Genomic DNA, 25,007 nt, shown 5'->3' on the forward strand with positions numbered 1-25,007 from the left:
AACCGTAGCTCCGTGTGGATGCGGGTCACGGTTGACGTCGCAAGGCCCGAACGCAGCATCGCCCGGTCCCGGGGTCGAGAACCAGGGTGTGCCGATCGTCGTTCGAGCCCTCCGCGGCGCCACAGAGCAGCTCGAGGTTCAGGTGGCAGACGGTGTCGGTGTGCTGCCGGGCCAGTCGATGGAACGGGCAGTTGCCGAGCGTAATCGCGCCGTCGGCATCTGGCCGGGGTTCGTATCCGTGGTCCTCGAGCACCCGCTCCAGCGATCCCGCGTCGGCGCCCAGGGCACGTCCGGTCTCACGCGCCACCCGCAGCAGCGTCTCCGTTGCCGGGCCACCGGTGCGGGTCGATTCCTCGATCGCTGTCAGAAGGAGCAGGGCGGCGAAGTCGTAGCGACGTTCGGGGACCGTGACCGCGACTTCCTCAGTCGTTCGGGTGTACAGCTTCGAGGGTCGTCCCGCGCCTGGCCCCGTCCGGCCGTTGAGGCGCTTGAACTGGACCGTCAGCAGGCCGTCGTCGACTAGCCGGTCGAGGTGGAATACGGCCGTCTGGCGCGTCAGGCCCAGCGCCTGGGCGGCCTCGTTGCGACTGACCGGTGCGTCCCTGCGGGACACGTAGTCGAACAGCTCCCGACGGATCGGATCGTCGAGCGCGCTGATAGCCGCCACCCGATCCATCAACGGCCGCAGCTCCATGCACACATTGTAAAGCACGAAAGTCTTAATGAAAGAAACTCTGGCGAGACTGCCGACGACCGGCAAGGGAGTCCGATCTGAATCGGCCGGCGACGCCCGCTGCGCAGATGTGGGTGTACGGAGCAGCCTTGGAGTTGTCGGACACGGCCGACCGGCAGGCAATCGCCGGCCCGTGATCCAGGGCCGGGCTCCCCGTGTTCGGGACACAGTCTCTCTCGTCTGGCGTGCAAGCCATGGGACGCCCGGCCGCCCGAGCCGCTGCGGCCGACCGGTTCCAAAGCTCTCTAAAGCAGGAAAATCTTGACGAAAGACTTCGGGCGGAGTCTAATGCAGGAAAGGGTCATTTTTAGAACGGAGTCCACCATGGCCATCATCCGTCGTCCGGGCCGCATCGAGGTCAGTAGCGACCCGGCGCCTGCCCCGTCGCGTCAGGCATTCCTGCTCCTGCGCACGGTCTTCACCGTGGCGCCGATCGTGTTCGGACTGGACAAGTTCACGAACGTGCTGACCGACTGGCCCGGCTATCTCGCACCGCTGATCAACGACATCGTGCCCGGCACAGCCCAGCAGGCGATGTACGCCGTCGGCATCGTCGAGATTCTCGCCGGAGTCGCCGTTGCGCTGCTCCCGCGCTATGGAGGCTTGCTGGTCGCCGCCTGGCTGGCCGGCATCATCGTCAACCTGCTGCTGATCCCCGACCACTACGACATCGCCCTGCGCGACTTCGGACTGCTCGTCGGAGCGTTGGCGCTGTCCAGGCTCGCGGTCGCACACGACGGACCGAGAGCCCCATGACGGCCACAGCGGTACGCCTGGCACCGGCGGGCGTCGGGACACACCGGCTTCGGATCGTGGGTCCGCGGAAGGAGCCGGACGGGCCGGCTGTCGAGCGGGCCATTGCCGATCTGCTCGTCGCGTTGGGCCGTGATCCGACAGACGCACATCTGGCCGAGACGCCGTCACGAGTGGCCGACGCCTACGCCGAGCTGCTCACCCCGCGTTCATTCGACCTCACAACGTTCCCCAACGACGAGGGGTACGACGAGCTGGTCATGGCCCGTGACATCCCCATCCACTCACTGTGCCAGCACCACCTGCTGCCCTTTCACGGCGTCGCACATGTGGGATACCTCCCCGGCCAGCGAATCCTGGGCCTGTCCAAACTGGCCCGGGTAGCGGAACTGTTCGCCCGAGACCTGCAGGTCCAGGAGCGGCTCACCCAGCAGATCGCCAACTGGTTGCAGGACAACCTTGCACCTAACGGCGTCGGCGTCGTGATCGAAGCCGAGCACCTGTGCATGTCCCTTCGCGGTGTCCGCGCTGCGGGAGCACACACGGTCACTTCTGCGCTTCACGGGTCGCTGCGAAACGACGACCGCTCCCGGCAAGAGTTCTTCGCCCTCGCGGTCGGCGCCCACTGAACCACGTCCCATCGTGACCCGACCCAGGAGTTGAGACATGGCACAGCACACGTTCCTCATCGTCGGCGGAGGCCTCGCCGGAGCTAAGGCCGCCCAGACGCTGCGCGAGGAGGGCTTCACGGGCCGGATCAAGATCGTGGGCGCAGAACTCGAGCGTCCATACGAGAGGCCACCGCTGTCCAAGGGCTACCTCACCGGCACCGCCGAACGGGACACCATCTACGTCCACGAGCCAGGCTGGTATGACGAGCACGAGGTCGAGCTGCGGCTCGGCATCCGAGCGGTGGATCTCGACGCTGCCGGCCACCAATTGACGCTCGAGGATGGCGAACACCTTGGGTACAGCAAGCTGCTGCTCGCCACCGGTTCCTCGTCTCGGCGACTGCCTGCCACTGACCTGCAAGGGCTCTATTACCTGCGCGATGTCGGCGAAGCCGACAAGCTACGTGCCGCGCTGGCCACCGGAGGTCGCGGGGTGGTGGTGGTCGGTGCCGGATGGATCGGGATGGAGACAGCTGCGGCCGCATGCGTCAACGGCAACGTGGTCACCGTAGTCGACCCGCAGCCGACGCCGTTACGCGCCGCATTGGGCGATGAACTCGGTGAGATGTTCGCCGAGCTGCACCGCGAGCACGGCGTCGACCTGCGGCTCCTGTCCGGGGTACGCGAGTTCACCAGTTCCGCCGGCCACGTCACAGGGCTGATCACCCAGGGCGGTGAGACACTCTCCGCGGACGTCGTGGTGGTCGGCGTAGGCGCCCAACCCAACGTTCAGCTCGGCGAGAGCGCCAGGCTCACGATCGACAACGGGATCGTCGTCGACCAGGCCCTGCGCACATCCGATCCGGACATCTACGCCGCCGGCGATATCGCCAACACCTACCATCCGATGCTCGGCCGACACGTGAGAGTCGAGCACTGGGCCAACGCATTGCACGGCGGTCCGGCGGCCGCCCGATCGATGCTGGGCCAGCATGTCGTCTACGACCCGGTGCCGTACTTCTACACCGACCAGTACGACCTCGGAATGGAATACTCCGGCTACGTCGAACCTGGTGGCTACGACCAGCTCGTCTACCGCGGCGACCGCCGTGGACGGCAGTTCATCGCATTCTGGCTCAAGGCAGGGCAAGTTGTGGCCGGCATGAACGTCAACGTCTGGGACGTGACACCCGCCGTCCAAGGCCTGATCCGCTCAGGGAGACACGTCGACGTCGAACAACTCACAGACCCAGACATTCCGCTGGAGGCGCTCTTTTCACCTGCCGCCGCGACCCGGTGAGCCCTCTGTTCGTCTGGGCCGGCCGCCGGGGCGAGCGGGTGCTGGCCGTGCCGACGCCCGGGCACACCGTCGGGCACCAGTCCGTGGTGGTCGGCGGATCCCGCGACGAGGTGATCATCACCGGTGACGTGCTGGTCCACGCTGTGCAACTGGCCGACCCCGGCGTCGCCTACGCGCTGGAGAACGACCAGGCGACGGCGCGCGCGACCCGGCGGGCGCTGCTGCGGCGCGCGGAGCGGGCGGACGCGGTGCTGGCCACCGCGCACCTGCACACGCCGTTCGTCCGCAGCCGCCCGCCGAGGTGACCTCCCACGGCGCCCACGCCGCCTGGCCGGGGTGATGTCTAGCCAGGTTGGTCGGGGGGATCTGTGACGACACGGTTTGATGTCGTGGATGGGTGAGGGCCTACGGGTGTGGAGTGGATGTTGAGGAACCGCTCCGCCACCAAGGGAGGCCTTCAATGTCCCACGCTTCCCATGCCGACGCTGCGCTGACTGTTCGTGCCCGACTCCGACTCGCCCGCCTGATCGTCGATCAGGGCAGCTGGTCCCCGGCCCGTGCCATGCCGTCCTCGCCCGGGGCGTCACCGTGCGCCGCCTGCTCGCCAGCAAAGCATCACGTTCCTCAACATCGAGGACGAGACCGGCATGCTCAACGTCGTCTGCGGCGGCGGGCTGTGCCAGCGGCCCCGGCGGGTGGCCCGCAACGCCGCCTGCATGATCGTCCGCGGCATGCTGGAGCGCAAGGACGGTGTCGTCAACCTGGTCGCCGACCGGCTGGTGTCGCTGGCCGAGCTGCAGCCCGAGGCCGCCCGTGCCCTGCACGCCCGGCACCGCTCGCGCGACTTTCAATGACGGTGACGAGGGGCGCCGGGCGTCCGTGCCCTAGACCATCGGTCCGATGGGGGTGCCGTAGGCCTGGCGGATCGCGTCGGTGCGTGGCGCGTACCTGACTGCGGCCAGGTAGGCCGAGCGCATGGTGCCGTGGTCGGCTACGCCTTGGCCGGCGATGTCGAAGGCGGTGCCGTGGTCGACGGATGTTCGCAGGATGGGCAGGCCGACAGTGATCGAGATGGTGCCGTTGAAGTCGTAGGTCTTGGCGGCGATGTGCCCCTGGTCGTGGAATTGCGACAGCACCGCGTCGTGGCGGCCCTGGATGCCTTGGTGGAAGACCGAGTCCGCGGGGATCGGCCCGCGGACGTCGTGTCCGCGGCTTCGTGCGAGTTCACAGGCCGGCGCGATCATGGTGAGTTCCTCGTCGCCGAAGGCGCCGTTCTCACCTCCGTGCGGGTTGAGCGCGGCGACGGCGAACCTGGGCTGCTCCACGCCGAAGACGACGAGCGCTCGGATCGAGGACTCGATCGACTCCAGGATCCGTTCGGTGGAGAGCTGCTCGATGGCTTTCGCCAGGGACATGTGGCGGGTGGTGAAGAAGATCTTCAGGTCGTGTTCGTCGTCGGCGCCACCGACGACGAACATCGTGTCCTGCTGGGTCACGCCGGTCAGTTCGCCGAGCATCTCGGTGTGGCCGAGGTGTTTCGCGCCGGCCGCCCAGATCGCTTCCTTGTTGATCGGGCCGGTGACGACGGCGGCGGCGTCGCCCTTCATCGCCGCCTCGGTCGCCACCTCGATCGCGTCGACGGCGGCCTTGCCGGCGCGTTTGTCCACCACGCCCCATTCCACGGGCCGGCCGCCGAGCGCGCCGGTGTCGACGATGTCGATGGAGCCTTCCTGCGGCGGGGTCGCGAAGGAGTCGATCTCGCGGACGTCGACCTCGAGACCGCACGCGCTGACGGCGCGCCGCAGAGCGATCGCGTCGCCGACGGCCACGCCGCGGGCCTGGCCGCTCGCCGGCGTCTCGGCCAGGGTGCGTGCGGTGATCTCGGGACCGATCCCGGCCGGGTCGCCCAAGGTGATGGCGAGTACATGGGGATGCATCTGGGTGTCCTCCTACGGGGGTGAGACTCGGTGGGGGAGCACGGGTCCGGGTGAGCCGCGGCTGAGCTGTTCGATGCAGTGCAGGAGGGTCTCCTCCTGGCCCACGAGCCCGCCCTTGGTGACGACCGGGAGGCCCGACCACGGCCCGCCCATGACGACGCCGCGAACGGCGAGTGGCTCCACCTCGGCGGCCGGCCGGACGCCCGAGGCGCCGAGCCGGGTCAGCACGCCCGCCGCCACGTCGCCTCCTGTCAGCAGCAGCCCGGTGACCGGCCTCGACGCCAGGAAGAGCTGGACGACCTCGCCCAGGATGACCGGGACGTGCTGGCTGATCGCCGGGTCGAGCCGGCCGCCGCCGTCGGTCATGGAGGTCAGGACGAGGACCGAGCCCGGCGTCGCGGCCGCGGCGGCTTCGGTCAGCTCACGGACGACATCGACGACGCCGCGGAGCGTGACACCAGCTGTGGCCGAGCACTCCAGGACCGAGACCGGCCGGGTGGGCCGGCTCTCGGCTAGGCGGGCCAGTTGGCGGCGGGTCAGCTCCGACGCCGACCCGATGACCGCGAGGACCGGCGCCGCGGGTGCGGCCGGCGTCGCCTCGACGATCCTGTACAGGCGGGTGGTGAGCGGCCCCGGGTCGACGGTGACGACCAGGACGTCGGGACGCTCGGTGATCAGGCGGCGGGCGCACTCCGCCACCCGTTCGACGTCGTCCACGGTCTCGCTGTCGAAGACGACGAGATCGAGTCCGTCGTCGAGAGCCGCGTCGACGGCCTTCCCGCAGCGAGCGGCGCCGGCTCGGACCGTGGCCAGGCGCACCTCGGTGCCCCGGAGACCGCCGTCGGCCGTGAGCGACGGAAGGACTCCCGACCGGTCCAGCGGCTCGATCTCCGCACGGCTGTCCGCGGACGCGTCCAGGGGTACGCCGTGCAGGTGCTGACGGCCGGCGAGCGTCACCCGGCCCGCGTCGGGGTGCGCGGGGCAGGCGAGGGCGATGACACGCCGCCCCGACAGAACGGCCAGCTCACGCACGAGGGCGCCGAGCTCGGAGCCGATGGGTCCGCGCAGTGTGCTGTCGATCCGCTTGCTCACCAGCGACGCCGGCCACCACCGCCGCACCACGGCCCGGACGGCTTCGGCCGCGGGCTCCGGGGACGCATTGCGTGTCCCGGTCGAGCAGACGACGACGGCCGCCAGGTCCGCGACCGCGTCTCGTTGCGCGTCGGTGACCTCGGACGACACCACGACCGACACCGCGCCGCCCGGTCCACGCATCGATTCGGCCGAGGCATGGGCCCCGGTCAGGTCGTCGGCCACGACGAGGACGGAGATCATCGGTCCCACCACCGGTTACCGGACACGGGCCGCCTCCTGGATCCGGCGCAGCCGCTGGGGAGACAGCGGCGGTGGCTGCTTGGGGACCGAGGCCAGCAACCGCTGGGTGTAGGCCTCGCGCGGGTGGTCGAAGACCTGCTCCGTCGGGCCGGACTCGACCAGTCGCCCGTTGGCCAGCACCGCGGCGCGGTCTGACAGGTGCCGGACCACGCCCAGGTCGTGGGCGATGAACACGTAGGAGACATCGAGCTCACGCTTCAGCCGCTGGAACAGGTTGATGATCTGGGCCTGGACGGAGACGTCCAGCGACGACACCGGCTCGTCGCAGACCAGCACCGACGGGTCGACCGCCAGCGCGCGGGCGATGCCGAGACGCTGTCGTTGCCCGCCGGAGAGCTCGTGCGGGTACCGGTCGGCGTAACTCGGGCTCAGGCCGACCAGCGCGAGCAGTTCGCGGATCCGTTCGGGGCGTTCCCGGCGGCTGACGACGCCGGGGTTGGCGATCCATCCCTCGGCGACGATGGCGGAGACCTTGAGCCGCGGGCTCAGTGAGGTCTCGGGATCCTGGAAGACCATCTGCACCTGACGGCGATAGTGGGCGCGGTCCGCGCGGCTCATCGTGGCCAGCGCGGCGCCGCGGTACGCCACGGATCCCGCCGTCGGCGCCTGCAGGCCCATGATGATCCGGGCCAGGGTGGACTTGCCGCTGCCGGACTCGCCGACGACCGCGAGGGTCTCGCCGGCCTGCAACTCGAGCGAGACGTCATCGAGCGCCGGAGCGGTGCCGCCGGGACGCCGGCCGCGTCGCGCCGCCCAGTAGTCCATGGTCACGTGATCGACGCTGATCAGCACGTCGCGCGGCGACACCGGCTCAGTCATGGAACACCTCCTGCGCGAAATGGCAGCGCGACAGGTGAGCGGCGCCGACGGCGACGCCGGCCGGTTCCTGGCCGGCGCAGATCGCCTCGGCCCGCCAGCAGCGCGGATGGAAGGCGCATCCCGCGGGCATGTTCTCGATCTCCGGCGGCGAGCCGCTGATTACCGACAGCTCGCCCGGCGAGTCCAGGCGGGGGACCGAGGCCATCAGGCTCACCGAGTACGGATGCGCGGGCCGGTCGAACAGTTCGGCGGCGACAGCGGTCTCCACGATCCGGCCCGCGTACATCACGGCCACACGGTCGGACATCTCGTAGGCGACCCCCATGTCGTGGGTGATCAGCAACAACGACATGGTGCGTTCGGCCTGGATGTCCCGGAGCAGCTCGAGCACCTCGGCCTGCACGGTCACGTCGAGAGCGGTGGTCGGCTCGTCCGCGACCAGCACGTCCGGGTCGAGCGCCAGCGCCATGGCGATGGCGGCGCGCTGCCGCATGCCGCCCGAGAACTCGTGCGGGTACTGATCCACCCGGGTGGCCGCCTGCGGGATACGGACCTGGTCCATGAGCTCCACCGCGCGCAGCCGGGCGGCTTTCCGGTTCAGTCCGCGCCGGGTACGGAGCATCTCGCCGATCTGCCAGCCCACGGTGAAGCTCGGGTTCATGGCGCTCATGGAGTCCTGGAAGACCATGGCGATCCGCTCGCCACGCAGGGCCGCCCGAGCCTTCGACGGCATCGTCAGCACGTCCTGCCCGCCGAGTTCCACGCTGCCGCCGGTCACCCTGAAGGGAGGGACGGGCAACGTGCCGAGCAGCACGCTCGCGGTGATGGACTTGCCGCTGCCGGATTCGCCCAGCAGCGTCAGGGTCTCGCCGGTGCGAAGGTCGACGTCGACACCGCGCAGGACGGGGCGCCGGCCCGCGGCCGTTCGGATGTCGACGGTGAGGTCACGGACCCGCAGCGCCGGCGTACCGTCCTGCGGCAGCTTCCGGCGCGCACCGTCATCGGGCGCCATGGTCCCGCGCTCCTTGCGGATCGACGGCGTGCTCATGGCCGAGTCCCGGGGTCGGTCTGCTCGGCACGGTCACGAATGAACCTCCATCGCTGCTTGGGGTCGGTGACCGATCGGCTCCAGCCCGACACGATGTTGATCGCGATCACGGTGAGACAGATAGCCAGCCCGGGGAAGAAGCTGAGCCACCAGGCGGTCGCCAGGTAGCCGCGTCCCTCGGCGGCCAGCGCACCCCAGGAGATCTGGGGTGGCTGCACCCCGATGCCGAGGAAGGTCAGCGACGACTCGATCAGCATCACCAGCCCCAGCTCGACTGTGACCAGCGCCAGCACGATCGGCACCACCGCCGGGATCCCGTGGCGGACGACGATCCGCGCGCGGCCGAGGCCCAGGCCGCGCGCCGCCTCGACGTACGGCAGATCGCGGATGGCACGCGTCCGGGCCCGTGCGGTGCGCAGGTAGACCGGCAGCCGGGTGATCGCCAGCACGACCACGATGAGTGTCGCCTGCGGACCGAACACGTAGAGCACGATCAGCGCGAGCAACAGCGACGGGAAGCTCATGATGACGTCGGCGACGCGCATCGCGACCGCCTCGGGCCAGCCGCCCAGGTAGCCGACGGTGGCGCCGATCACCGAGCCGGCCACCGCGGATATGGCGACCGCGCAGAGCGCGATCAGCAACGTGGTGCGTGCGGCCATGATCACGCGCGCCAGCACGCTCCGGCCGAGGGAGTCGGTGCCGAGCAACCCCCAGAGGCCATCGCCGAAGCCCGGCGCGGCCGTCGGGTTCGACAGATCCTGCCGGGTCACCAGGTCGGAGATGAAGAACGGCGCGATCATCGCGACCAGCACGAGGATCGTCAGCGCGACCACGGAGATCATCGCGGCGACATCGCCACGCAGCGCCGACCAGAGGAAGCCGCGCCGCGAGGGCCGGGCGGTCCCGGCCGGTTCCACCGGATTCGTCGTCATCGCGCCGCCTTGTCCTCGTGCCGGAGTCGCGGATTGGCCCACGTGTAGACGAACTCGATGAGGATGTTCATCACGAAGATGAACGCGGCCGTGGTCACGACACCGGCCAGGATCACCGAGAAGTCACGCCGCAGGATCGAGTCGATCATCAGCCGGCCGATGCCGGGCCAGCCGAAGATGGTCTCGATCACGACGGCCCCGTTGAGGATCGCCGCCGCTTGGTCGCCGGCCACCGTCACCACCGGGGCGACCGCGTTGCGCATCGCATGGACGTTGACGATCCGTGCTTCGCTCGTCCCCTTGGTCCGTGCGGCCCGGACGTAGGTGGACGACAACTCGTTGACCAACGCCTCCCTGCTGACCTGGACCAGGACCCCGAGCGGCCGGGCGACCAGGACCAGGACGGGCAGGACCCAGTAGGCGAGGCCGCCAGTGCCCGCGACCGGGAGCCAGCCGAGGTTGACGGCGAACACCATGATCGCCACGAGCGCCAGCCAGAAGTCCGGGACGCTCGCCGTGACCAGTGTCAGGTTGGACACGACCCGGTCCAGCCGGGAGCCCGGCCGGCGGGCGGCCGCCGCGCCGAGGGGCACGGCGGCCGCTACCGCGATGAGCATCGTGGCGGCCGCCAGCCCCAGGGTCCACGGAACCGCCTCCCAGACCACCGTCATCGCCGGCCTGCCGTCGAGGAGCGACGTGCCGAAGTCGAGCCGGACCAGGCCGCCGACGAAGTCGCCGAACTGCTGCCACAGCGGGTCGTTCAGGCCGTGCTGGTCCGCGAACTGGTCGCGTAGCTCCTGACTGGCGTTGATCGGGAGGTAGAGGCCGGCCGGGTTGCCGGTCAGCCGTGACAGGAAGAAGACCGCGACGATCAGTCCGACGAAGGCGATCAGGCTGTGCAGGACCCGCCTACCGATACCACCGAACGACATCGCTCCACCTCCCGTCGAGTCCACGTCCATGGGCCGCCGGCCGGCCCGCCGCGGGGATGTGCACGGCTCAGCCGACCGACATGTCGGCGATCCGGAGGATGTCAGCGCTCTGCAGGTTCGGTGTGTAGTCGAGCCGGTCGGATGTGATCAACGAACCGCCGAGGTGCGCGATCGGGACCATCGCCACGATGTCGGTCGTGATGTAGGACATGACCTCGCGGAACAGCTCGGCCCGTTCGTCGCCGGTGGCCGCGGCGGCAGCGTTGATCATGCTGTCGAGCTCGGCGTCGTCCAGGGTGCTCTCGTCGCCGGTGGAGCTGTACTTGGTGACGACGGTGAACACGGCGTCGCCGGTGTTGTTGCCGTGCACGTTCTCCGTCAGGCCGACCCGGTCGGGATTCTTCGGCTGGCGCAGGACGTCGTCCAGCCAGGCGGCCGCGTCCAACTGCTGGATCGTCACGTTCAGCCCGATCTGGCGCAGCATCTCCGCGACCCCCTCCATCACCTGGTCGGAGTTGGCGTAGAAGCCCGCCCGGGTGTAGAGGGTGATCTCCTTGGATACGTCGACCCCGCGGTCGGCGGCGCCCTGGACCAGCGACTCTGCCTGCTCGGGGTCGTAGGGCCAGACCTCGATGTCAGGGTCGTACCCGCCGATGTTCTGCACGATGATCTGCGAGGCCGGCGTGCCCTGGTCCTGCATGACACCTTGGACGAGGCCCTCGCGGTCGATGGCGAGGTTGATCGCCTTGCGGACGTCGAGATCGTTCAAGGGCTCGGCGAACGTGTCGATGCGCAGGAAGAGCGTCTCGGCGAGCTCGAACGTCTGGACACCCGTGCCGTCGCCGGTGTCCTGGGGCGCCAGCGAGATCGCCAGGTCGGCGTCGCCCGTCCGCACGAGGTTGGCTCGTACCGACGACTCGGCCCGGAAGACGTACTGCACCCTCTCGATGCTCGGTTCGTCGCCCCAGTAGTTCGGGTTTCGTTCGAGGGTGATCGAGGTCCTGCGCTGCCAGTCGTCCAGAACGTAGGGCCCTGTCCCGATCGGGGAGTCGGTCTTGGCGTTCTCGTCCGTCAGGCCGATCTCGATGAACGAGATCCGCAGCGGCAGGATGGGGTCGTCCTGGGTGGCCTGGATACGGACGGTCAGGTCGTCGACCGCGGTCGCCTGGAGGTCCTCGTCGTTGAAGATGAAGCCCTTCACCCCGCACTCGTGCTCGGGCTTGAACGACCGGTTGACCGCGACCGCGACGGCCTCGGCGTCCAGCGGGGTGCCGTCGGAGAACTCCACGCCGTCCCGCAGGGTGAAGTCGTAGGTGCGGGCGTCGACCTGGGTCCACTCGGTGGCCAGGGCGGGGATCAACTCGCCGGTCTCCGCGTCGCGCCGCATCAGCGCCTCGGTGACGTTGTCGGTCAGCACGCGGTTGTTCTCGGTGTACGACGCGTCGCACGGGTCGAGCGAGACGGGTTCCTCCGGCAACGCGATGACGACGGAGGAGGCGTCGTCGCTCCCGCCGTCGCCTTCACCGGCGCTGGAGGAGCCACCACATGCGGACGCCGTCACCAGACTGAGACCCAGGCCCAGAGCCAGCATCAGACGTCGAGTACGAGCACCTTCATTGCTGCACGTGAGCATGCCTTGTTCCGCCTTTCATCAGCCGAGGAAGGCCCCTTGCGCGGCGAGGCGCTCCTGGAGCGCGGGCACGTCGAGAAGCCGGGGGTCGGTACCGGACTTGCTGGTCATCGCGGCGGCCACGCCCGCGGCCTCGCCGGTGACGAGGCACTGCGCCATGTTGCGGGTGGTTCCGTGCGCCGCATGGGTGGCCGAGATGCACCGGCCGGCGACGAGCACGTTGTCGAACGACCTCGGGACCAGCGCGCCGTAGCGGATGTCGAAGGAGCCGTCACCGCCGATGTCCGTGTGCACCACGTCGCCGGTGATCGGGTCGTGGATGTCGGACGGGAAGGCGGACCGGCCGATGGTGTCCTCGTGCTTGAGACCTTCGCGCACGTCCTCGTCGGTGCACTGGGCGATGCCGACGATGTTCCGGGTCTCGCGCACGCCGACGATGGATGCGGGGATGGTGCGCGAGTGCTCGAAGCCCGGCACATTTGCCTTGATGACCCGGCTCAGGATCGCCACCTGCCGGGTCAGGTCGACGGTGGCCGCCGACATCGAGTCAGCGTCAGTGCCGTCGACACCGATGCCGACACTCAGGTTGAGGTTGAGATGGAACGGCCAGACCGTGTTGATCCAGATCTGCTTCTTCTGCTTGGCGAAGATCTCCCCGGCCTCGACGAGCTGGTCCTCCCACGCCTCCAGCGTCCCGTTGAAGTAGACCGGGAACTCGCCGTCGTAGTCGGGCCTCGTCGCCATCGCGGGCTCGTAGATGGCCAGCGCCTTCGCGGCCCGGCGGGTGTCGACGTTGGACGCGGCGAACATCATGGTCACCGGCTGCATGCCGCGCCGGCCGCCGGCGATCGGCTGTCCCTTCGTGTACTCGCCGCCGGCCAGCGCGACGACGTCGCCGTCGCCGCTGGCATCGAGGTAGATCCCGGCGGTGTACTCGCGGAGCTCCGCCTTGACCGCGACCTGCAGCGCGTCGATGTGCTCGCCGGTGCGCCGGGCGCCGATGACGGTGGCGCCGTAGATGATGGTCACCCCGGCCTCGTGCAGCAGCCGCGTGGCCACCATCCGGAAGGTGTCGCCGTCGACCGGGGTGACCATGCTGACGTATCCGTCATACGGCACGTGCCCGACCGAGCCACCGGCCGCCTGGCAGGCGTCCACCAGTTCCTGTGCGACGCCCTTCACCACCTGCTCGCGGTACCGCGTGAAGTAGCTGTGGATGGCCAGGCCCGTCGTGGCGTTGCCGCCCACGAAGGGGTGCGCCTCGAGGAGCGTGGTGCGGGCACCGTTCCGCGCGGCGGCCAGTGCTGCCCCCACGCCGGTGACGCCGCCGCCGACCACCAGGACGTCGCAGTCCTTCTCAGTCATTCTCTTCCTCTCTGTTGGCGCGGTCGATCGCGCCGTCGGATGCCGTCGATGTGGCGTCGACGGCTGCGATCTCGATGTGCAGGCCCCAGGAACGGACCTCCTCGATCTGCGCGGGCGTCACGTTCGAGTCGGTGACGAGCGTCCAGCCAGGCTGGAACGGGGCCCAGTGCCGATGGGGGGCCTGGCCGATCTTGGAACTGTCGGCCAGCAGGTAGACGCGCGATGCGCGAGAAGCCATGAGCGACTTGAGGCCCGCGTGATTCGTCGTCGGGCAGCACAGGCCGAAGGGGCCGAGGCCGTTGGCGCCTAGGAAGGCCACGTCGGCGGACAGGTGCCGCAGCACCGTCTCCGCCAGCGGCCCCAGGAACGCCTGGGAGATGTGGCGCAACGAGCCGCCGAGCGAGATCAGCTCGACGTTCTCGGCACTGGCCAGCGTGAAGATCGAACTGATCCCGTTCGTGATGACGCAGAGCTCGCCGAAACCGCCCAGGTGCGTGGCGAGCTGTCCGATCGTGGTGCCCGCGTCGAAGATCAGCGTGTCGCCGTCGTCGATGTGGGCGGCGGCGCGGCGCGCGATCGCCTCCTTGCGGTCCTCGAACAGTGCTTCCTTCTCGTGCAGCGACAGCTCGAACCGGCGCGGTGCGCCGACCGCGCCGCCGTAGGTGCGCGTCGTCTTGCCTTCTCTGGACAGCACGGCGAGGTCGCGGCGGATGGTCGCCTCGGAGACTCCGAGTCGCTCGCTCAGTGCGCTGACGTTGCCGTTGCCGGCGAGGATCTCGCTCAGCACCGCGTCGCGACGCCGTGCCAGCGCCTGAGCGCTCCGGCCCGAACTGATCGATTCAGTCACCTTAAACCCATCGTTGTGACGGTTTCGTGCAATGAATGTAGGACGCTCCCAGGGTGAATGTCAAGACTGAGCACTTTAGTGATCACAATGCGCAACCTGTGAGGTGGCTGTTAGCGCCGGCGGTGGTCCCGCGGTGCCCGGTAACGTCCCGGCGTGCCTACCTACCGCGCTGACGACGCCACGACGCTGCGCTATAACGAGCTGGCAGGCGGACCGGCGCTCGGGGGAATGCCCGTCGTCGGAAGAAGGGGGGTGAATGCCTCCAGGCGTGTGGAGTGGAGCCGTCGAGGAACCACGTCGCACCCGGGAGGCCTTCATGTCCCACGCTAGTGCTGCGCTCACGCCGCGGCATCGCTTGCGTCTGACGCGTCTGATCGTCGATTGGGGCTGGCCGACCTCGCGGGCAGCCGTGTTCTTCAACGTGTCCTGGCGAACCGCGTGTGCAGCCCGGTGACGAGGCCCACCTGATGCGCAACCGCGGCCCCGGCCAGGCCGTTCCTCTGCCCGCGCCGGGCCACGTCGGGCATGGCCGGCTCATCGGGGCCGTTGGTCAGCAGGTGCGCGAAGCCGTAGTGCATCGACACCTCGCCAGAACTGGCCTGCCATGCCGCCGATCTTCGCGGTAGGGGTGGAGCGCATGGCCAGGGCAGTTTCGGTCCGTGGGCCGAGGTCGGTGTCCAAGTTCGCCTGCCTGCCACCGCTACGGACGTGTTGGAGCAGGTCAGATGATGCGGACCCACCGCCGGCACGGCGCCCTCTCGACCGTCAAGCTGCCGGGGCGAGGTGCGGTGGGCGGGGCGAGGATGCGGATGAGCAGTAGCGCGGCGACGGCAACTGGAGCCAGAGGGGTGGTGCGGAACCGGCCGTCATACCAGACGTAGGTGCCGTCGAGCAGTCTGTGCCAGACGCTGAGGATGGAGACGACGATGATCGAGCTGTGCAGGACGCGCGCCAGGCCTTGGCGCCGATCGAGCGACGGGTGTAGAGGGCGAGTCCGAGGGGATGGCGAGGTAGAACGCGAACAGGCCGATGAGGATCGCAATGACGACGCCGGTGCCGCTGGGGCAGTAGCCGGGCACGAAGACGTTTTCGCCCGGCACAAGCCGATACGGGTTATGCTCCCCGCTGGCAAGCAATCGATTTCTCAGCGAGGAGTAGCGCGATGGGTCTGGGCCTCAGCGGGCTGGCGAATCGGACGTCTGCGGTCAGCCGTTCAATCAGCGCCGAGAACTTCACCGGTGCGAAGGGCGCCGGCGGAGCTGCCGTGGACGGAACGGGCGCCGTGCCGGCGAGCCTCCTCGGCCAGGGCTGGAAGGTCTCGCCTAGCATCATGGTCGCACCGGGCGCGACGGCGGCGCTGGGCCGGATCGAAGGCCCGGGGACGATCACCCACATGTGGTGCACCACCGCGCCGCAGCGCGCATGGCGTGGGATGGTCCTCAAGTTCTACTGGGACGGCAGTTCCGACCCCGCGATCGAGGTCCCGGTCGGTGACTTCTTCTGCAACGGCTGGAACAGCTTCAGCCAGGTGTCGTCGGCCGTCGTCGCCGCCAATCCGAACGGCGGGTTCAACACGTATTGGCCGATGCCGTTCCGCGAGTCGGCCGAAGTCACCATCGAGAACCACACGGCGGAAGAGGTCGTCGTCTACCACCAGCTCGACTACGAACTCGGTGACGTGCCCGACACGGCTGCCTACCTGCACGCACAGTGGCGGCGCAGCCACCCAGTCCCGTACGGCGAGGTGCACACCCTGCTGGACGGGATCGAGGGGGCCGGGCACTACGTCGGCACCTATCTCGCGTGGGGTGTGAACAGTCCCGGGTGGTGGGGCGAGGGCGAGGTCAAATTCTACCTCGACGGCGACGACGAGTTCCCCACCATCTGCGGCACCGGCACCGAGGACTACTTCGGCGGCGCCTGGAACTTCGACGTGCCCGGCCAGGGCTACACGGAGTTCACCACCCCGTACCTCGGGCTGAACCAGGTGCTCCGGCCGGACGGGTTGTACGCCAGCCAGCAGCGGTTCGGCATGTACCGCTGGCACGTGCCCGATCCGGTCCGGTTCGCCGAGGACATCCGGGTCACCGTACAGAGCCTCGGCATCGGACCCGGGCATCACAACGGACTGCACCATCGGTATCGGCACACGAGTGACGACATCGCCTCGACCGCCTTCTTCTACCTCGACGCCCCGAGCTGTGTCCGACCGCCCGCGCCCGACCTGCACACGATGGAGGTCGACTGACGCCGCATCAGGTGGTGACGGAGACCACCGGCACATGCTCAGGCCCCTCGCCGAGGTAGACCGACCACGCCCGAGCCAACCGATACACACCAGCCGCGATCACGCTGTGCGGCAGCGAGTAGGGCAGTCGGGTGTGGTCGGCACCCAGCCCACCTGCAGAGAAGACCGATCCCGGCAGGATCGCCACGCCGAACCTCAGTGCGACCTGCGCGAAGTGTGCGGTGTCCGCGGCAGGCAGCGCGACCCATAACGAAGGTCCGCCGGCCGGTTCAGTCCAGGTCCATTCGGGCAGGTGCTCGGCCAGTAGTCGGGTCAGGTGCTCGCGGCCGACCGCCAATTCAGCCCGCCGCGACTCCGCCGCCTCGTCCATGTGGTCCAGGAGGCGCGCCGCGATCTGCTGACTGACCAGAGACGTGCCGAGGTCGCTGAAGCCCTTGAGCTGCGCGAGCCTGGAGATCGCGCGCGTCGAGCCCCGGATCCAGCCCAGCCGCAGTCCGCCCCAGAACAGCTTGCTCATCGAGCCGACCGTGAGAATCCGGGCGTTGTCGTCGATGGCGGCCAGCGGCTGCAGCGACGGCCCGTCGAACACCGTCCCGGCCAGCACGGTGTCTTCTACCAGGACGGCGTCGTGTTCGGAGGCGACCTTGACGAGTCGGAGGCGCCGGTCCGGCGTGAGGACTGCTCCGGTGGGGTTATGGACCGTGGACTGCGCGTACACCAGCCGGGGCGGACCGGCCGCCGCCAGACGGGCCAGCGCCGCCACGTCCATGCCGTTCTCGTCGCAGCGCACCGGCCGGATCCGGCAGCCGGCCTGATCGAAGGCTTCGATGGCGCCGCGATACGTGGGGTCCTCGACGACGACTCCGTCGCCGGGCTGCACACACCCGGCGATGATGATCTCCAGCGCCTGCTGGGCGCCGTTGGTGATCAGGATCTGGTCGGGCGTGGTCGGTAGTCCGCTCTCGGTATACCAGCCGGCCAGCCGCTCGCGCAGAGCCGGCAGACCCCTCGGGTGATAGCCGTGATGCTCTCCACCCAGCCGGAGGTAATCATCCCGGGTGACCGACGACGCGACGTCGGCGACCAGGGGGAGAAATGGAAGCGCGGCCGAGGAGAAGTCGATGGTGGCGAGCGGCCCGTTCAAGAACGGCGTGGCCGCGTGATCGCCGGCCAGCACGTTCGCGGACACCGTCTCCCGCGCACCATGGTGAGCCACAGGCAGGCTGACCCGGGTCCCGCTGCCTTGCCGGCGCTCCAGCCGGCCTTCCTGGTGCAGCGTCTGGTACGCGGTCACCACCGTCGTCCGACTGACGGCAAGGGCGACGGCCAGGTCACGTTCGGAGGCGAGCAGAGCCCCCGGCGGCAGCTCACCGAGGTCCACCAGCTCGCGGATCCCATCGCTGACCCGTCGGTGCAATGGACCCGTACGGGCACCCGATTCGAGCAGCATTCGAGCCAGCTGATCTGCTGTGAACTTCATACCAAGTCCAATTCTGGCTGATTGGCTATAGAACTCCGCCATTGGCGCTTGCCACTCTAACGGGCAAGGAAGCGATTGACACCACCCATCAGCCGCAAGAGACCGCCATGAGAACCAACAGAGGAAGGTCGGATGAGCGACACGGTCACCTTTCAGTTCGAGTACGACGAACGGATTCGGTGCGCGTTCATCGGAGCCGGCGGACACTCGTACCGGAACGTGTACCCGGCCTTTCAGTACGCGCCGGTCGATCTCGTCGCCGTCTGCGACGTCGACGTCGACCGAGCGGCCACGTACAGCCGGATGTTCGGTGCGCCGAACCACTACGCCGACCATCACGAGATGCTCGCCGCCGAACGGCCCGAGGCCGTCTTCATCGTCACTGCCTACGACGACGACACCGGCCGGGTCCAGGCCACCGGCCTGGCCGTCGACTGCCTGCGCGCCGGCGCGCACGTATGGATGGAGAAGCCGGCTGCCGCGTCGGTGACGGAGATCGAGACGCTGCGCCGCGTATCGGCCGAGACCGGCAGGTTCGTCGTGGTCGGCTTGAAGAAGATCTTCTCGCCAGCCTTCGAGAAGGTCGAGTCGTTGATCGCCAAGCCCGAGTTCGGGCCGGTGTCATCGGTCTACGTCCGCTACCCCGAGTCGCTGCCGCCACCGGAGCAGCGGAATGACCTGCATGCGATGCGTGGCTTCCTCGACCACATCTACCACCCGGCCGCCATCCTCACCCGGCTCCTCGGCCCGGTGCAGCGGTTCGGTTACGAGTGGGAACCGCAGACCGGCAGCAGCGTCGCCACCATGCGATTCGGCTCCGGCGCGATCGGAACCCTGCACCTCGCCGGGGGCGCCGCCCACACCTCGCCGCTGGAGCGGGTCGAGGTCGTCGGGCGCGGCGCCAACGTCGTCGTCGACAACGGCGTCCGGGTCACCTATTACCGGCCGGGTGCCCACCGCGAGTACGGTCGCTCGGCGTCGTTCCTGGTCGACGACGATGTGGCACCGCTCGTCTGGGAACCGGAGTTCTCGCTCGGCCAGCTCTACAACAAGAACCTCTTCTATCTCGGTTACGTGCAGGAGGTCTTGCACTTCTGCACCAGCGTCCGGTCCGGTGTCGCACCGACGAAGGGGACGCTCGAGGACGCCCTGGCGATCATGCACCTCTTCGAGGCGTATCGGCAGACACCGGCCGGCGCCACGGTCACCCTCCCCTCACCTCGACCGATCACTCCTGAACACGCACCCGGAGGCAGCTGAATGACACTCGACAAAGCGACGGTCTCCCGGGCGGACGACCACCTCGTCGAAGACCAGCCGTGGGGCCGGCTGATCTGGATGGTGGCCGGCCGCATGGGCAACTCCGACACGATGACGGTCGGCCGTTGCTACATCGACCCGGGCCAGGAGAATCCCCGGCACCACCACCCGAATTGCGACGAGATCCTCCACGTCCTGCAGGGAACCATCGAACACAGCGCCGGCGAAGACATCGTCGAGATGGGCCCGGGAGACACCATCAGCATTCCGACTGGGGTGGTCCACAACGCCAAGAACATCGGCAGCGACCAAGCCGTGTTCGTCATCGCGTTCTCGTCCGCAGACCGGCAAACGATCGGCGAATAGCTCGAGAGCCGATACCAATATCGACCGATTGGCTATCGCGCAGTTCGCTCCACTTGGAAGGGGGAGACCAGTGCCTACCGTCGTTCTCGTCGGAACCCTCGACACCAAAGGCGACGAGTATGCGTTCACCCGGGACAGGCTGCGCGCCGCCGGGGTGGACGTCGTGGTCGTCGACACCGGTGTGCTCGGTGAACCCGGCTTCGAGGCCGACCTGCCGCGTGACCAGGTGGCCGCGGCCGCCGGCGCGGATCTGGCCACACTCGCCGCAGCGGCCGATCGCGGAGCCGCCATCGTCGCGATGGCCGCGGGTGCGGCCGAGGTCGTGCGGAGCCTGCATGCCGAGGGGCGGCTCGACGGAGCGATGGCCCTCGGCGGCACGGGCGGGTCCGCTCTGGCCTCGGCCGCATTCCGCGAACTGCCGCTGGGTGTCCCGAAGCTGATCGTCTCCACCGCCGCGTCAGGCGACACCCGGCCCTACGTGGGTGAAACCGACCTTGCGCTGATGCCGAGCGTTGTCGACATCGCGGGCATCAACCGGGTCTCCGCCCGCATCCTCGCCAACGCCGCGGGCGCCATGGCGGGAATGGTCACCGCAAGTCCACTGCCCGACCTCGCCACGCGCGATCTCGTCGCGGCCAGCATGTTCGGAGTCACCACGCCGTGCGTGACCGAGGGTCGGCTGGCCCTCGACCGGGCCGGCTATGAGGTCCTCGTCTTCCACATGACCGGGGTCGGCGGGCGGACCCTGGAGTCGCTTGCCGCCCAAGGGCTGCTGACCGGCATCTACGACGTCACCACCACTGAACTCGCCGACGAGCTGGTGGGTGGTGTGTTCTCCGCCGGGCCGGAGCGACTCGTCACCGCCGGGCAGGCAGGGGTGCCCAGAGTGGTGTCCACCGGTGCGCTCGACATGGTCAACTTCGGTCCGCCCGACACCGTGCCGGCCGTATTCCGTGACCGGGTGCTCTACGAACACAACCCGAGTGTGACGCTCATGCGCACGACGCCCGAGGAGTGCCGTGAGCTGGGGATCCGGCTGGCCCAGCGGGTGTCAGCATGCACCGGCCCGACGACGGTCGTGCTGCCGCTGGGCGGCGTCTCCGCGATCGCGGTCGAGGGCGGAGCCTTCCACGACCCGGCCGCCGACGACGCCCTGTTCGGAGCGATCCGCGAGCACCTCGACCAGCGCCGGGTCCGCCTGATCGAGCTCGACACCCACATCAACGACCCCGAGTTCGCCCACGTGGCCGCCGACGAGCTGGACGACCTCATCGCCCGGGCGCAGGACGCCGCGACCGCGGCCCGATCCTGAGAAAGAGGTCAGCACATGCCGAACGTCAGCAGGACGCAGATCCTGGACCGCCTCCGGGCCAAGGCCGAGCGGCGCGAGCCGATCATCGGCGGCGGCGCCGGCACCGGCCTCTCCGCGAAGTGCCAGGAGGCAGGCGGCGTCGACCTGCTCGTGATCTACAACTCCGGCCGTTACCGCATGGCCGGACGGGGCTCGCTGGCCGGGCTCATGGCGTACGGCAACGCCAACGAGATCGTGCTGGAGATGGCGCACGAGGTCCTTCCGGTCGTCCAGCACACCCCCGTCCTCGCCGGCGTCAACGGCACCGATCCGTTCCTGCTCCAGGCCGCCTTCTTCGCCCGGATCGTCGAGGCCGGGTTCAGCGGCGTCCAGAACTTCCCGACCGTCGGCCTCATCGACGGGGTCTTCCGGGCGAACCTCGAGGAGACCGGCATGAGCTACGCGCTCGAGGTGGACATGATCCGGCGCGCTCATGAGCTCGACCTGCTGACCACGCCCTACGTCTTCAGCTCCGAGGACGCAGTGGCCATGACCGAGGCCGGCGCCGACATCGTCGTGTGCCACCTGGGTCTCACGACGGGAGGGACCATCGGCGCGCACACCGCGCGCTCCCTGGACGACTGCGTCGCGACGGTCGACGAGTGGGCCGCGGCGGCCCGCGGCGTCCGCGACGACGTCCTGGTGCTGTGTCACGGCGGCCCGATCGCCGAACCCGGTGACGCGGCCCACGTCCTCGAGAACGCCACCGGGATCCACGGCTTCTACGGCGCCTCCTCCATGGAGCGCCTCCCGGTGGAGGAAGCACTCGTGGCCCGTACTCGGGCCTTCTCAGGCATCACCTTCTGACGTTCTCCGCACCACTCCGAATTCCGGGCATCGCCCGACACGTCGCGGCATCGTCGCCGCGAGGAATGGAAGGTCCACCGTGAAGCGTCGACGGCTACTCCTGCTCTGCATACCGATCGTCGTGGCCGCCGCCCTGGCCGCCTGTGGAGCACCTGGCGGCGGTGACGACGACGAGGGCTCCGCTACCGAGGAGACCACCGGCCCGGCTACCGGCACACTCGTGATCGGCGGCACCGAGGCCGGCTACATGGATGCCGTGGTGGAGGGCTTCAAGGAGTCCCATCCCGACATCGACGTGCAGTACAGCACGCTGGGCGTGAACTTCGAGGGCGGGGGCATCCAGACCCTGCTGCGGTCCGGCAGCGGGCCGGACGTGCTACTGGTCAACTCCGGCCCCGGCCGGGTGGGCCTGCTCTCGGAGGCCGGTCTGATCCGTCCGCTCGACGACGTCTACGAGGAGTTCCACCTCGACGACGTCTACGAACCGTGGATCACCGACCAGATCCGCGCTCAGGGCGACGGCACCATCTACGAGATCGTCGAGGGCGTAGGCGTCTACCAGGTCTACTACAACAAGAAGATCTTCGAAGACGCCGGCATCGAACCCCCGCAGACGTGGGACGACTTCCTGTCCAACTGCACGACGCTCAGGGACGCGGGGGTACTGCCGATCGTGGCAGGCGTCCGCGACAACTTCGCCGGCGGCTGGATGCTCGGTCAGCTGCTCCAGTCGTCAGCCGGCACCGACACCATGGCCGACGTCATCTACAACGGCGGCGAGTTCGCCCAGCCCGACGTCCTGCGCGGCGCCGAGATGCTCAAGGCGCTGCTCGACCAGGGCTGCATCGACGGCAGCGCTGCCGCCGCGCTGGACGCGTTGCAGGCCAAGGCCGCGTTCATCGACGGCCAGGGCGCCATGGCCTTCGTCGCCCAGGAGCTCCCGGGCGAGGCGGAGAAGGCGGGTGCGAACCGCGACGACTTCGGCTCGTTCTCGATGCCGTCACGCGACTCGAGCCGGCCGGCCACGCCCACCGCGGGCCTGGGCTACAGCTGGGTGATGAACGCCGACACCGAGAACGTGCCGGCGGCCAAGGCCTGGATGGAGTGGGTGGCCAGCGAGGACTATCTGAGGCTGACCGCCGAGAACGGGCTGGTGCAGGTCCCGGCGCGGACCATTCCCGACGGCGTGGACATCGACGAGTCGCTCGCCAATTCCGCCGAGGCGCGCAACGACGGTGCCGGCTTCAACCCCAGCGTCTACCTCGAGAGCGGTGTGGTCGACGCCTATTACGCGGCGATCCAGGGCCTGTTCACCGGCCAGCTGTCGCCGCAGCAGGCGATGGAGCAGATCGATGCCGCACGCAGATAGGGCTCCGATCAGGGCGGATCGACGCCTCGGCGCGAAGGCCGGCCGTTGACCGTCACCGCCGATGAGGCTCGGGTGCGAGCAGCCGGCAGCGGCCCGCCGCGGCGCCGCCGGGTGTGGGGTTACGTCACTCCGTTGCTGCTGCTCGCCCCGTCTCTGATCTTCTACGGCGTCTTCGTCCTGCAGCCGCTGGTGAAGTCGGTCGAGCTGAGCTTCACCGACTGGGACGGCGCCGCGCCGACGCTGAACTACGTCGGCCTCGACAACTACGCCCAGCTGATCGGCGACGACCGGTTCCTGCTCGCCCTCGGCCGGACCGTCATCTGGTCAGCGCTGTACATCGCGCTGGCCGTGGGCGGCGGACTGCTCTTCGCCGCATTGATCACCGAGCTGAGACGGGGACAGGCCCTGGTCCGAGCCCTGGCCTTCCTGCCGCACGCGCTCGCGCTGGCGGTGACCGGCGTGATCTGGGCCCAGCTGTTCCATCCCAACATCGGCGCGATCAACGCCGGGCTCGAGGCCATGCACCTCGGTGGGCTCGCTCAGGCGTGGCTGGGCGAGCCACTGCTGGCCTTGCCGTCAGTGGCCGTGTCATCGGGCTGGCACGCGTACGGGTTCTACATGGTGATCTTCCTCGCGAGCATGCAGACCATCGACCCGCAGCTGTACGAGGCGGCGGCGATCGACGGCGCCGGCGGGTGGCATCGGTTCCGCCACGTCACGCTGCCGGGCCTGCACAACGCGACGACCGTGGTCCTCACGCTAGCGACCATCAACTCGCTCAAGGGGTTCGACGCGGTGTGGGCGATGACCGGCGGCGGACCCGCGTACGCGACCGAGATCGTGGCCGTCTACATCTGGCGGGTCGCCTTCCAGGTCGGTGAACTGGGTCTGGCCGCGGCGGCCAGCGTCATCCTCACGATCATCGTGCTGGCCTTCACGATCGGCTTCAACCGGAACCGCGATCGGAGGGCGGTATGAGGACGGCGAGCCATCGGCGGCACCCGGCCCTCCTCGTCGCGGTCATCGTGATCACCGGAGCCACGCTGTATCCGTTCGCGTGGGTGGTCTTCGGCGCTTTCAAGAGCCAGCAGGAGATCTTCGGCAGCCCGCTGCTGCTCCCGCAGGAGTGGCGGTGGGACAATTTCGCGACGGCGTGGACCACCGGCAACTTCGGCCACTACTTCGCCAACAGCATGATGGTCGCGCTCGCGGTCACCGTGCTCGAGGTCGCCGTGGCCTGCCCGGCGGGCTACGCGTTCGCCAAGACCAGGCTCCGCAACCACGCCTGGGTGTTCTACGTCTACCTGTTCGGGCTCACCCTGCCCGTCCAGGCGATCATCATCCCGCTCTTCTACCAGCTGCAGTCGTACGGGCTGGTCAACAGCCGTACCGGGCTGTCGCTCGTGATCGTCGCGACCGCGGTCCCGTTCGCGGTCTTCCTGATGCGCAGCTTCTTCCGCGACCTCCCCGACGCGATGGTCGAGGCGGCGCGGATCGACGGCGCAAACGAGTGGAAGATCTTCTGGCGGGTGATGCTGCCGATGGCCACGCCCGGCCTCCTCGCGCTGGCGGTCTTCAGCTTCCTTGGCGCCTGGAACGAGTTCCTGCTGGCCCTGCTGTTGCTGACCGACGACGCCAGCCGCACGCTGCCGCTCGGCCTGGTGCGCTTCCAGAGCGAGATGACCGCCAACTACGGGGCGCTGTTCGCAGGCATCGTCCTGGCCATGATCCCGTCCGTCCTCGTCTACGTCGCGCTGCAGCGTTCGTTCATCCGCGGCCTGTCCGCAGGCTCCGTGAAGTGACCCGCCAACGAAGGAAACG

25 protein-coding genes and 2 pseudogenes are annotated in these 25,007 nt (G+C 68.9%); 14 read left to right on the forward strand and 13 right to left on the reverse strand.

What is annotated here, in order from left to right; translation table 11 throughout:
- Positions 1 to 25 precede the first annotated feature (25 nt).
- On the reverse strand, positions 26 to 694 hold the full coding sequence (locus ACW62_RS29175; RefSeq protein ID WP_157575059.1) for a helix-turn-helix transcriptional regulator: 669 nt from the start codon (positions 692 to 694) through the stop codon (positions 26 to 28).
- A gap of 363 nt (positions 695 to 1,057) precedes the next feature.
- On the opposite strand from ACW62_RS29175, the gene ACW62_RS29180 reads away from it, so the two are divergent.
- The 5 genes from ACW62_RS29180 (at position 1,058) to ACW62_RS29200 (ending at position 4,251) form a co-directional block, all read left to right on the forward strand.
- Positions 1,058 to 1,489 (forward strand): DoxX family membrane protein, encoded by a 432-nt coding sequence (locus tag ACW62_RS29180; RefSeq protein WP_083460299.1) that lies wholly within the window; start codon positions 1,058 to 1,060, stop codon positions 1,487 to 1,489.
- Positions 1,486 to 2,115 (forward strand): GTP cyclohydrolase I FolE, encoded by a 630-nt coding sequence (gene folE, locus ACW62_RS29185; protein ID WP_053207643.1) that lies wholly within the window; start codon positions 1,486 to 1,488, stop codon positions 2,113 to 2,115. Before ACW62_RS29180 ends, folE begins: the two co-directional genes overlap by 4 nt.
- Positions 2,116 to 2,152: 37 nt before the next feature.
- A complete protein-coding gene (locus tag ACW62_RS29190; protein ID WP_053207644.1) occupies positions 2,153 to 3,397 on the forward strand; it encodes an NAD(P)/FAD-dependent oxidoreductase in 1,245 nt (414 codons plus the stop codon).
- Positions 3,394 to 3,702 (forward strand): MBL fold metallo-hydrolase, encoded by a 309-nt coding sequence (locus ACW62_RS29195; protein WP_053207645.1) that lies wholly within the window; start codon positions 3,394 to 3,396, stop codon positions 3,700 to 3,702. The genes ACW62_RS29190 and ACW62_RS29195 overlap by 4 nt, the downstream gene beginning before the upstream one ends.
- Before the next feature lie 342 nt (positions 3,703 to 4,044).
- Positions 4,045 to 4,251: a hypothetical protein gene (locus tag ACW62_RS29200; protein WP_053207646.1), complete on the forward strand. Its 207-nt coding sequence runs from the start codon at positions 4,045 to 4,047 to the stop codon at positions 4,249 to 4,251.
- A gap of 30 nt (positions 4,252 to 4,281) precedes the next feature.
- On the opposite strand, the gene pdxA is transcribed toward ACW62_RS29200, so the two are convergent.
- The 9 genes from pdxA to ACW62_RS29245 form a co-directional block, all read right to left on the reverse strand.
- Positions 4,282 to 5,334, reverse strand: a complete 1,053-nt coding sequence (gene pdxA, locus ACW62_RS29205) for a 4-hydroxythreonine-4-phosphate dehydrogenase PdxA (RefSeq protein ID WP_053207647.1) — start codon at positions 5,332 to 5,334, stop codon at positions 4,282 to 4,284.
- 12 nt (positions 5,335 to 5,346) lie between these two features.
- Positions 5,347 to 6,669, reverse strand: a complete 1,323-nt coding sequence (locus ACW62_RS29210; RefSeq protein WP_053207648.1) for a four-carbon acid sugar kinase family protein — start codon at positions 6,667 to 6,669, stop codon at positions 5,347 to 5,349.
- Positions 6,670 to 6,684: 15 nt separating this feature from the next.
- Positions 6,685 to 7,548, reverse strand: a complete 864-nt coding sequence (locus tag ACW62_RS29215) for an ATP-binding cassette domain-containing protein (protein WP_083460300.1) — start codon at positions 7,546 to 7,548, stop codon at positions 6,685 to 6,687.
- Positions 7,541 to 8,560 (reverse strand): ABC transporter ATP-binding protein, encoded by a 1,020-nt coding sequence (locus tag ACW62_RS29220; protein ID WP_053207681.1) that lies wholly within the window; start codon positions 8,558 to 8,560, stop codon positions 7,541 to 7,543. The genes ACW62_RS29215 and ACW62_RS29220 overlap by 8 nt, the downstream gene beginning before the upstream one ends.
- A 32-nt stretch (positions 8,561 to 8,592) precedes the next feature.
- Positions 8,593 to 9,531 carry an ABC transporter permease gene (locus tag ACW62_RS29225; protein ID WP_053207650.1) on the reverse strand — a complete coding sequence of 313 codons (939 nt, stop codon included), beginning with the start codon at positions 9,529 to 9,531 and terminating at the stop codon, positions 8,593 to 8,595.
- Complete coding sequence (locus ACW62_RS29230) at positions 9,528 to 10,463, reverse strand: ABC transporter permease (RefSeq protein ID WP_053207651.1); 936 nt, start codon at positions 10,461 to 10,463, stop codon at positions 9,528 to 9,530. Before ACW62_RS29230 ends, ACW62_RS29225 begins: the two co-directional genes overlap by 4 nt.
- A 67-nt stretch (positions 10,464 to 10,530) precedes the next feature.
- On the reverse strand, positions 10,531 to 12,054 hold the full coding sequence (locus ACW62_RS29235; protein WP_053207652.1) for an ABC transporter substrate-binding protein: 1,524 nt from the start codon (positions 12,052 to 12,054) through the stop codon (positions 10,531 to 10,533).
- Positions 12,055 to 12,114: 60 nt separating this feature from the next.
- A complete protein-coding gene (locus ACW62_RS29240; RefSeq protein ID WP_053207653.1) occupies positions 12,115 to 13,458 on the reverse strand; it encodes an FAD-dependent oxidoreductase in 1,344 nt (447 codons plus the stop codon).
- Positions 13,451 to 14,305, reverse strand: coding sequence for a DeoR/GlpR family DNA-binding transcription regulator (locus ACW62_RS29245; RefSeq protein WP_053207654.1), 855 nt, complete (start codon positions 14,303 to 14,305; stop codon positions 13,451 to 13,453). Before ACW62_RS29245 ends, ACW62_RS29240 begins: the two co-directional genes overlap by 8 nt.
- A 316-nt stretch (positions 14,306 to 14,621) precedes the next feature.
- Between ACW62_RS29245 and ACW62_RS36020 the strand changes: the two are divergent.
- Positions 14,622 to 14,744: pseudogene (locus tag ACW62_RS36020) on the forward strand (IS481 family transposase); the annotation flags it as partial.
- Here the strand turns inward: ACW62_RS36020 and ACW62_RS34455 are convergent.
- Both ACW62_RS34455 and ACW62_RS36665 read right to left on the reverse strand, forming a co-directional pair.
- Positions 14,722 to 14,883, reverse strand: a complete 162-nt coding sequence (locus ACW62_RS34455) for a hypothetical protein (protein ID WP_157575060.1) — start codon at positions 14,881 to 14,883, stop codon at positions 14,722 to 14,724. The pseudogene ACW62_RS36020 and the gene ACW62_RS34455 overlap by 23 nt on opposite strands.
- Positions 14,884 to 15,098: 215 nt before the next feature.
- Positions 15,099 to 15,387 (reverse strand): annotated as a pseudogene (locus ACW62_RS36665) (ferric reductase-like transmembrane domain-containing protein); the annotation flags it as partial.
- A gap of 80 nt (positions 15,388 to 15,467) precedes the next feature.
- On the opposite strand from ACW62_RS36665, the gene ACW62_RS29250 reads away from it, so the two are divergent.
- Complete coding sequence (locus ACW62_RS29250) at positions 15,468 to 16,553, forward strand: glycoside hydrolase family 172 protein (protein WP_053207655.1); 1,086 nt, start codon at positions 15,468 to 15,470, stop codon at positions 16,551 to 16,553.
- Between the two features lie 7 nt (positions 16,554 to 16,560).
- Here the strand turns inward: ACW62_RS29250 and ACW62_RS29255 are convergent, their stop codons facing one another.
- Positions 16,561 to 18,033: an aminotransferase-like domain-containing protein gene (locus ACW62_RS29255; RefSeq protein WP_169792151.1), complete on the reverse strand. Its 1,473-nt coding sequence runs from the start codon at positions 18,031 to 18,033 to the stop codon at positions 16,561 to 16,563.
- Between the two features lie 132 nt (positions 18,034 to 18,165).
- Here ACW62_RS29255 and ACW62_RS29260 point away from each other — a divergent pair, with 132 nt between their 5' ends.
- The 7 genes from ACW62_RS29260 (at position 18,166) to ACW62_RS29290 (ending at position 24,988) form a co-directional block, all read left to right on the forward strand.
- Positions 18,166 to 19,293, forward strand: a complete 1,128-nt coding sequence (locus ACW62_RS29260; RefSeq protein WP_053207657.1) for a Gfo/Idh/MocA family protein — start codon at positions 18,166 to 18,168, stop codon at positions 19,291 to 19,293.
- Positions 19,294 to 19,659 carry a cupin domain-containing protein gene (locus ACW62_RS29265; RefSeq protein WP_053207658.1) on the forward strand — a complete coding sequence of 122 codons (366 nt, stop codon included), beginning with the start codon at positions 19,294 to 19,296 and terminating at the stop codon, positions 19,657 to 19,659.
- A gap of 70 nt (positions 19,660 to 19,729) precedes the next feature.
- Positions 19,730 to 20,971 (forward strand): Tm-1-like ATP-binding domain-containing protein, encoded by a 1,242-nt coding sequence (locus ACW62_RS29270; RefSeq protein WP_053207659.1) that lies wholly within the window; start codon positions 19,730 to 19,732, stop codon positions 20,969 to 20,971.
- Positions 20,972 to 20,986: 15 nt separating this feature from the next.
- The gene (locus ACW62_RS29275; RefSeq protein WP_053207660.1) at positions 20,987 to 21,817 is read left to right on the forward strand and encodes a phosphoenolpyruvate hydrolase family protein; all 831 of its coding nucleotides are present in this window, start codon (positions 20,987 to 20,989) and stop codon (positions 21,815 to 21,817) included.
- Positions 21,818 to 21,896: 79 nt separating this feature from the next.
- Positions 21,897 to 23,186 carry an ABC transporter substrate-binding protein gene (locus ACW62_RS29280; RefSeq protein ID WP_157575061.1) on the forward strand — a complete coding sequence of 430 codons (1,290 nt, stop codon included), beginning with the start codon at positions 21,897 to 21,899 and terminating at the stop codon, positions 23,184 to 23,186.
- 72 nt (positions 23,187 to 23,258) lie between these two features.
- On the forward strand, positions 23,259 to 24,164 hold the full coding sequence (locus ACW62_RS29285; RefSeq protein ID WP_169792152.1) for a carbohydrate ABC transporter permease: 906 nt from the start codon (positions 23,259 to 23,261) through the stop codon (positions 24,162 to 24,164).
- Positions 24,161 to 24,988 carry a carbohydrate ABC transporter permease gene (locus tag ACW62_RS29290; protein WP_053207662.1) on the forward strand — a complete coding sequence of 276 codons (828 nt, stop codon included), beginning with the start codon at positions 24,161 to 24,163 and terminating at the stop codon, positions 24,986 to 24,988. Before ACW62_RS29285 ends, ACW62_RS29290 begins: the two co-directional genes overlap by 4 nt.
- Positions 24,989 to 25,007: the final 19 nt, after the last annotated feature.

This window comes from Jiangella muralis (genome assembly GCF_001270745.1).
Taxonomy (GTDB): Bacteria; Actinomycetota; Actinomycetes; order Jiangellales; family Jiangellaceae; genus Jiangella; species Jiangella muralis.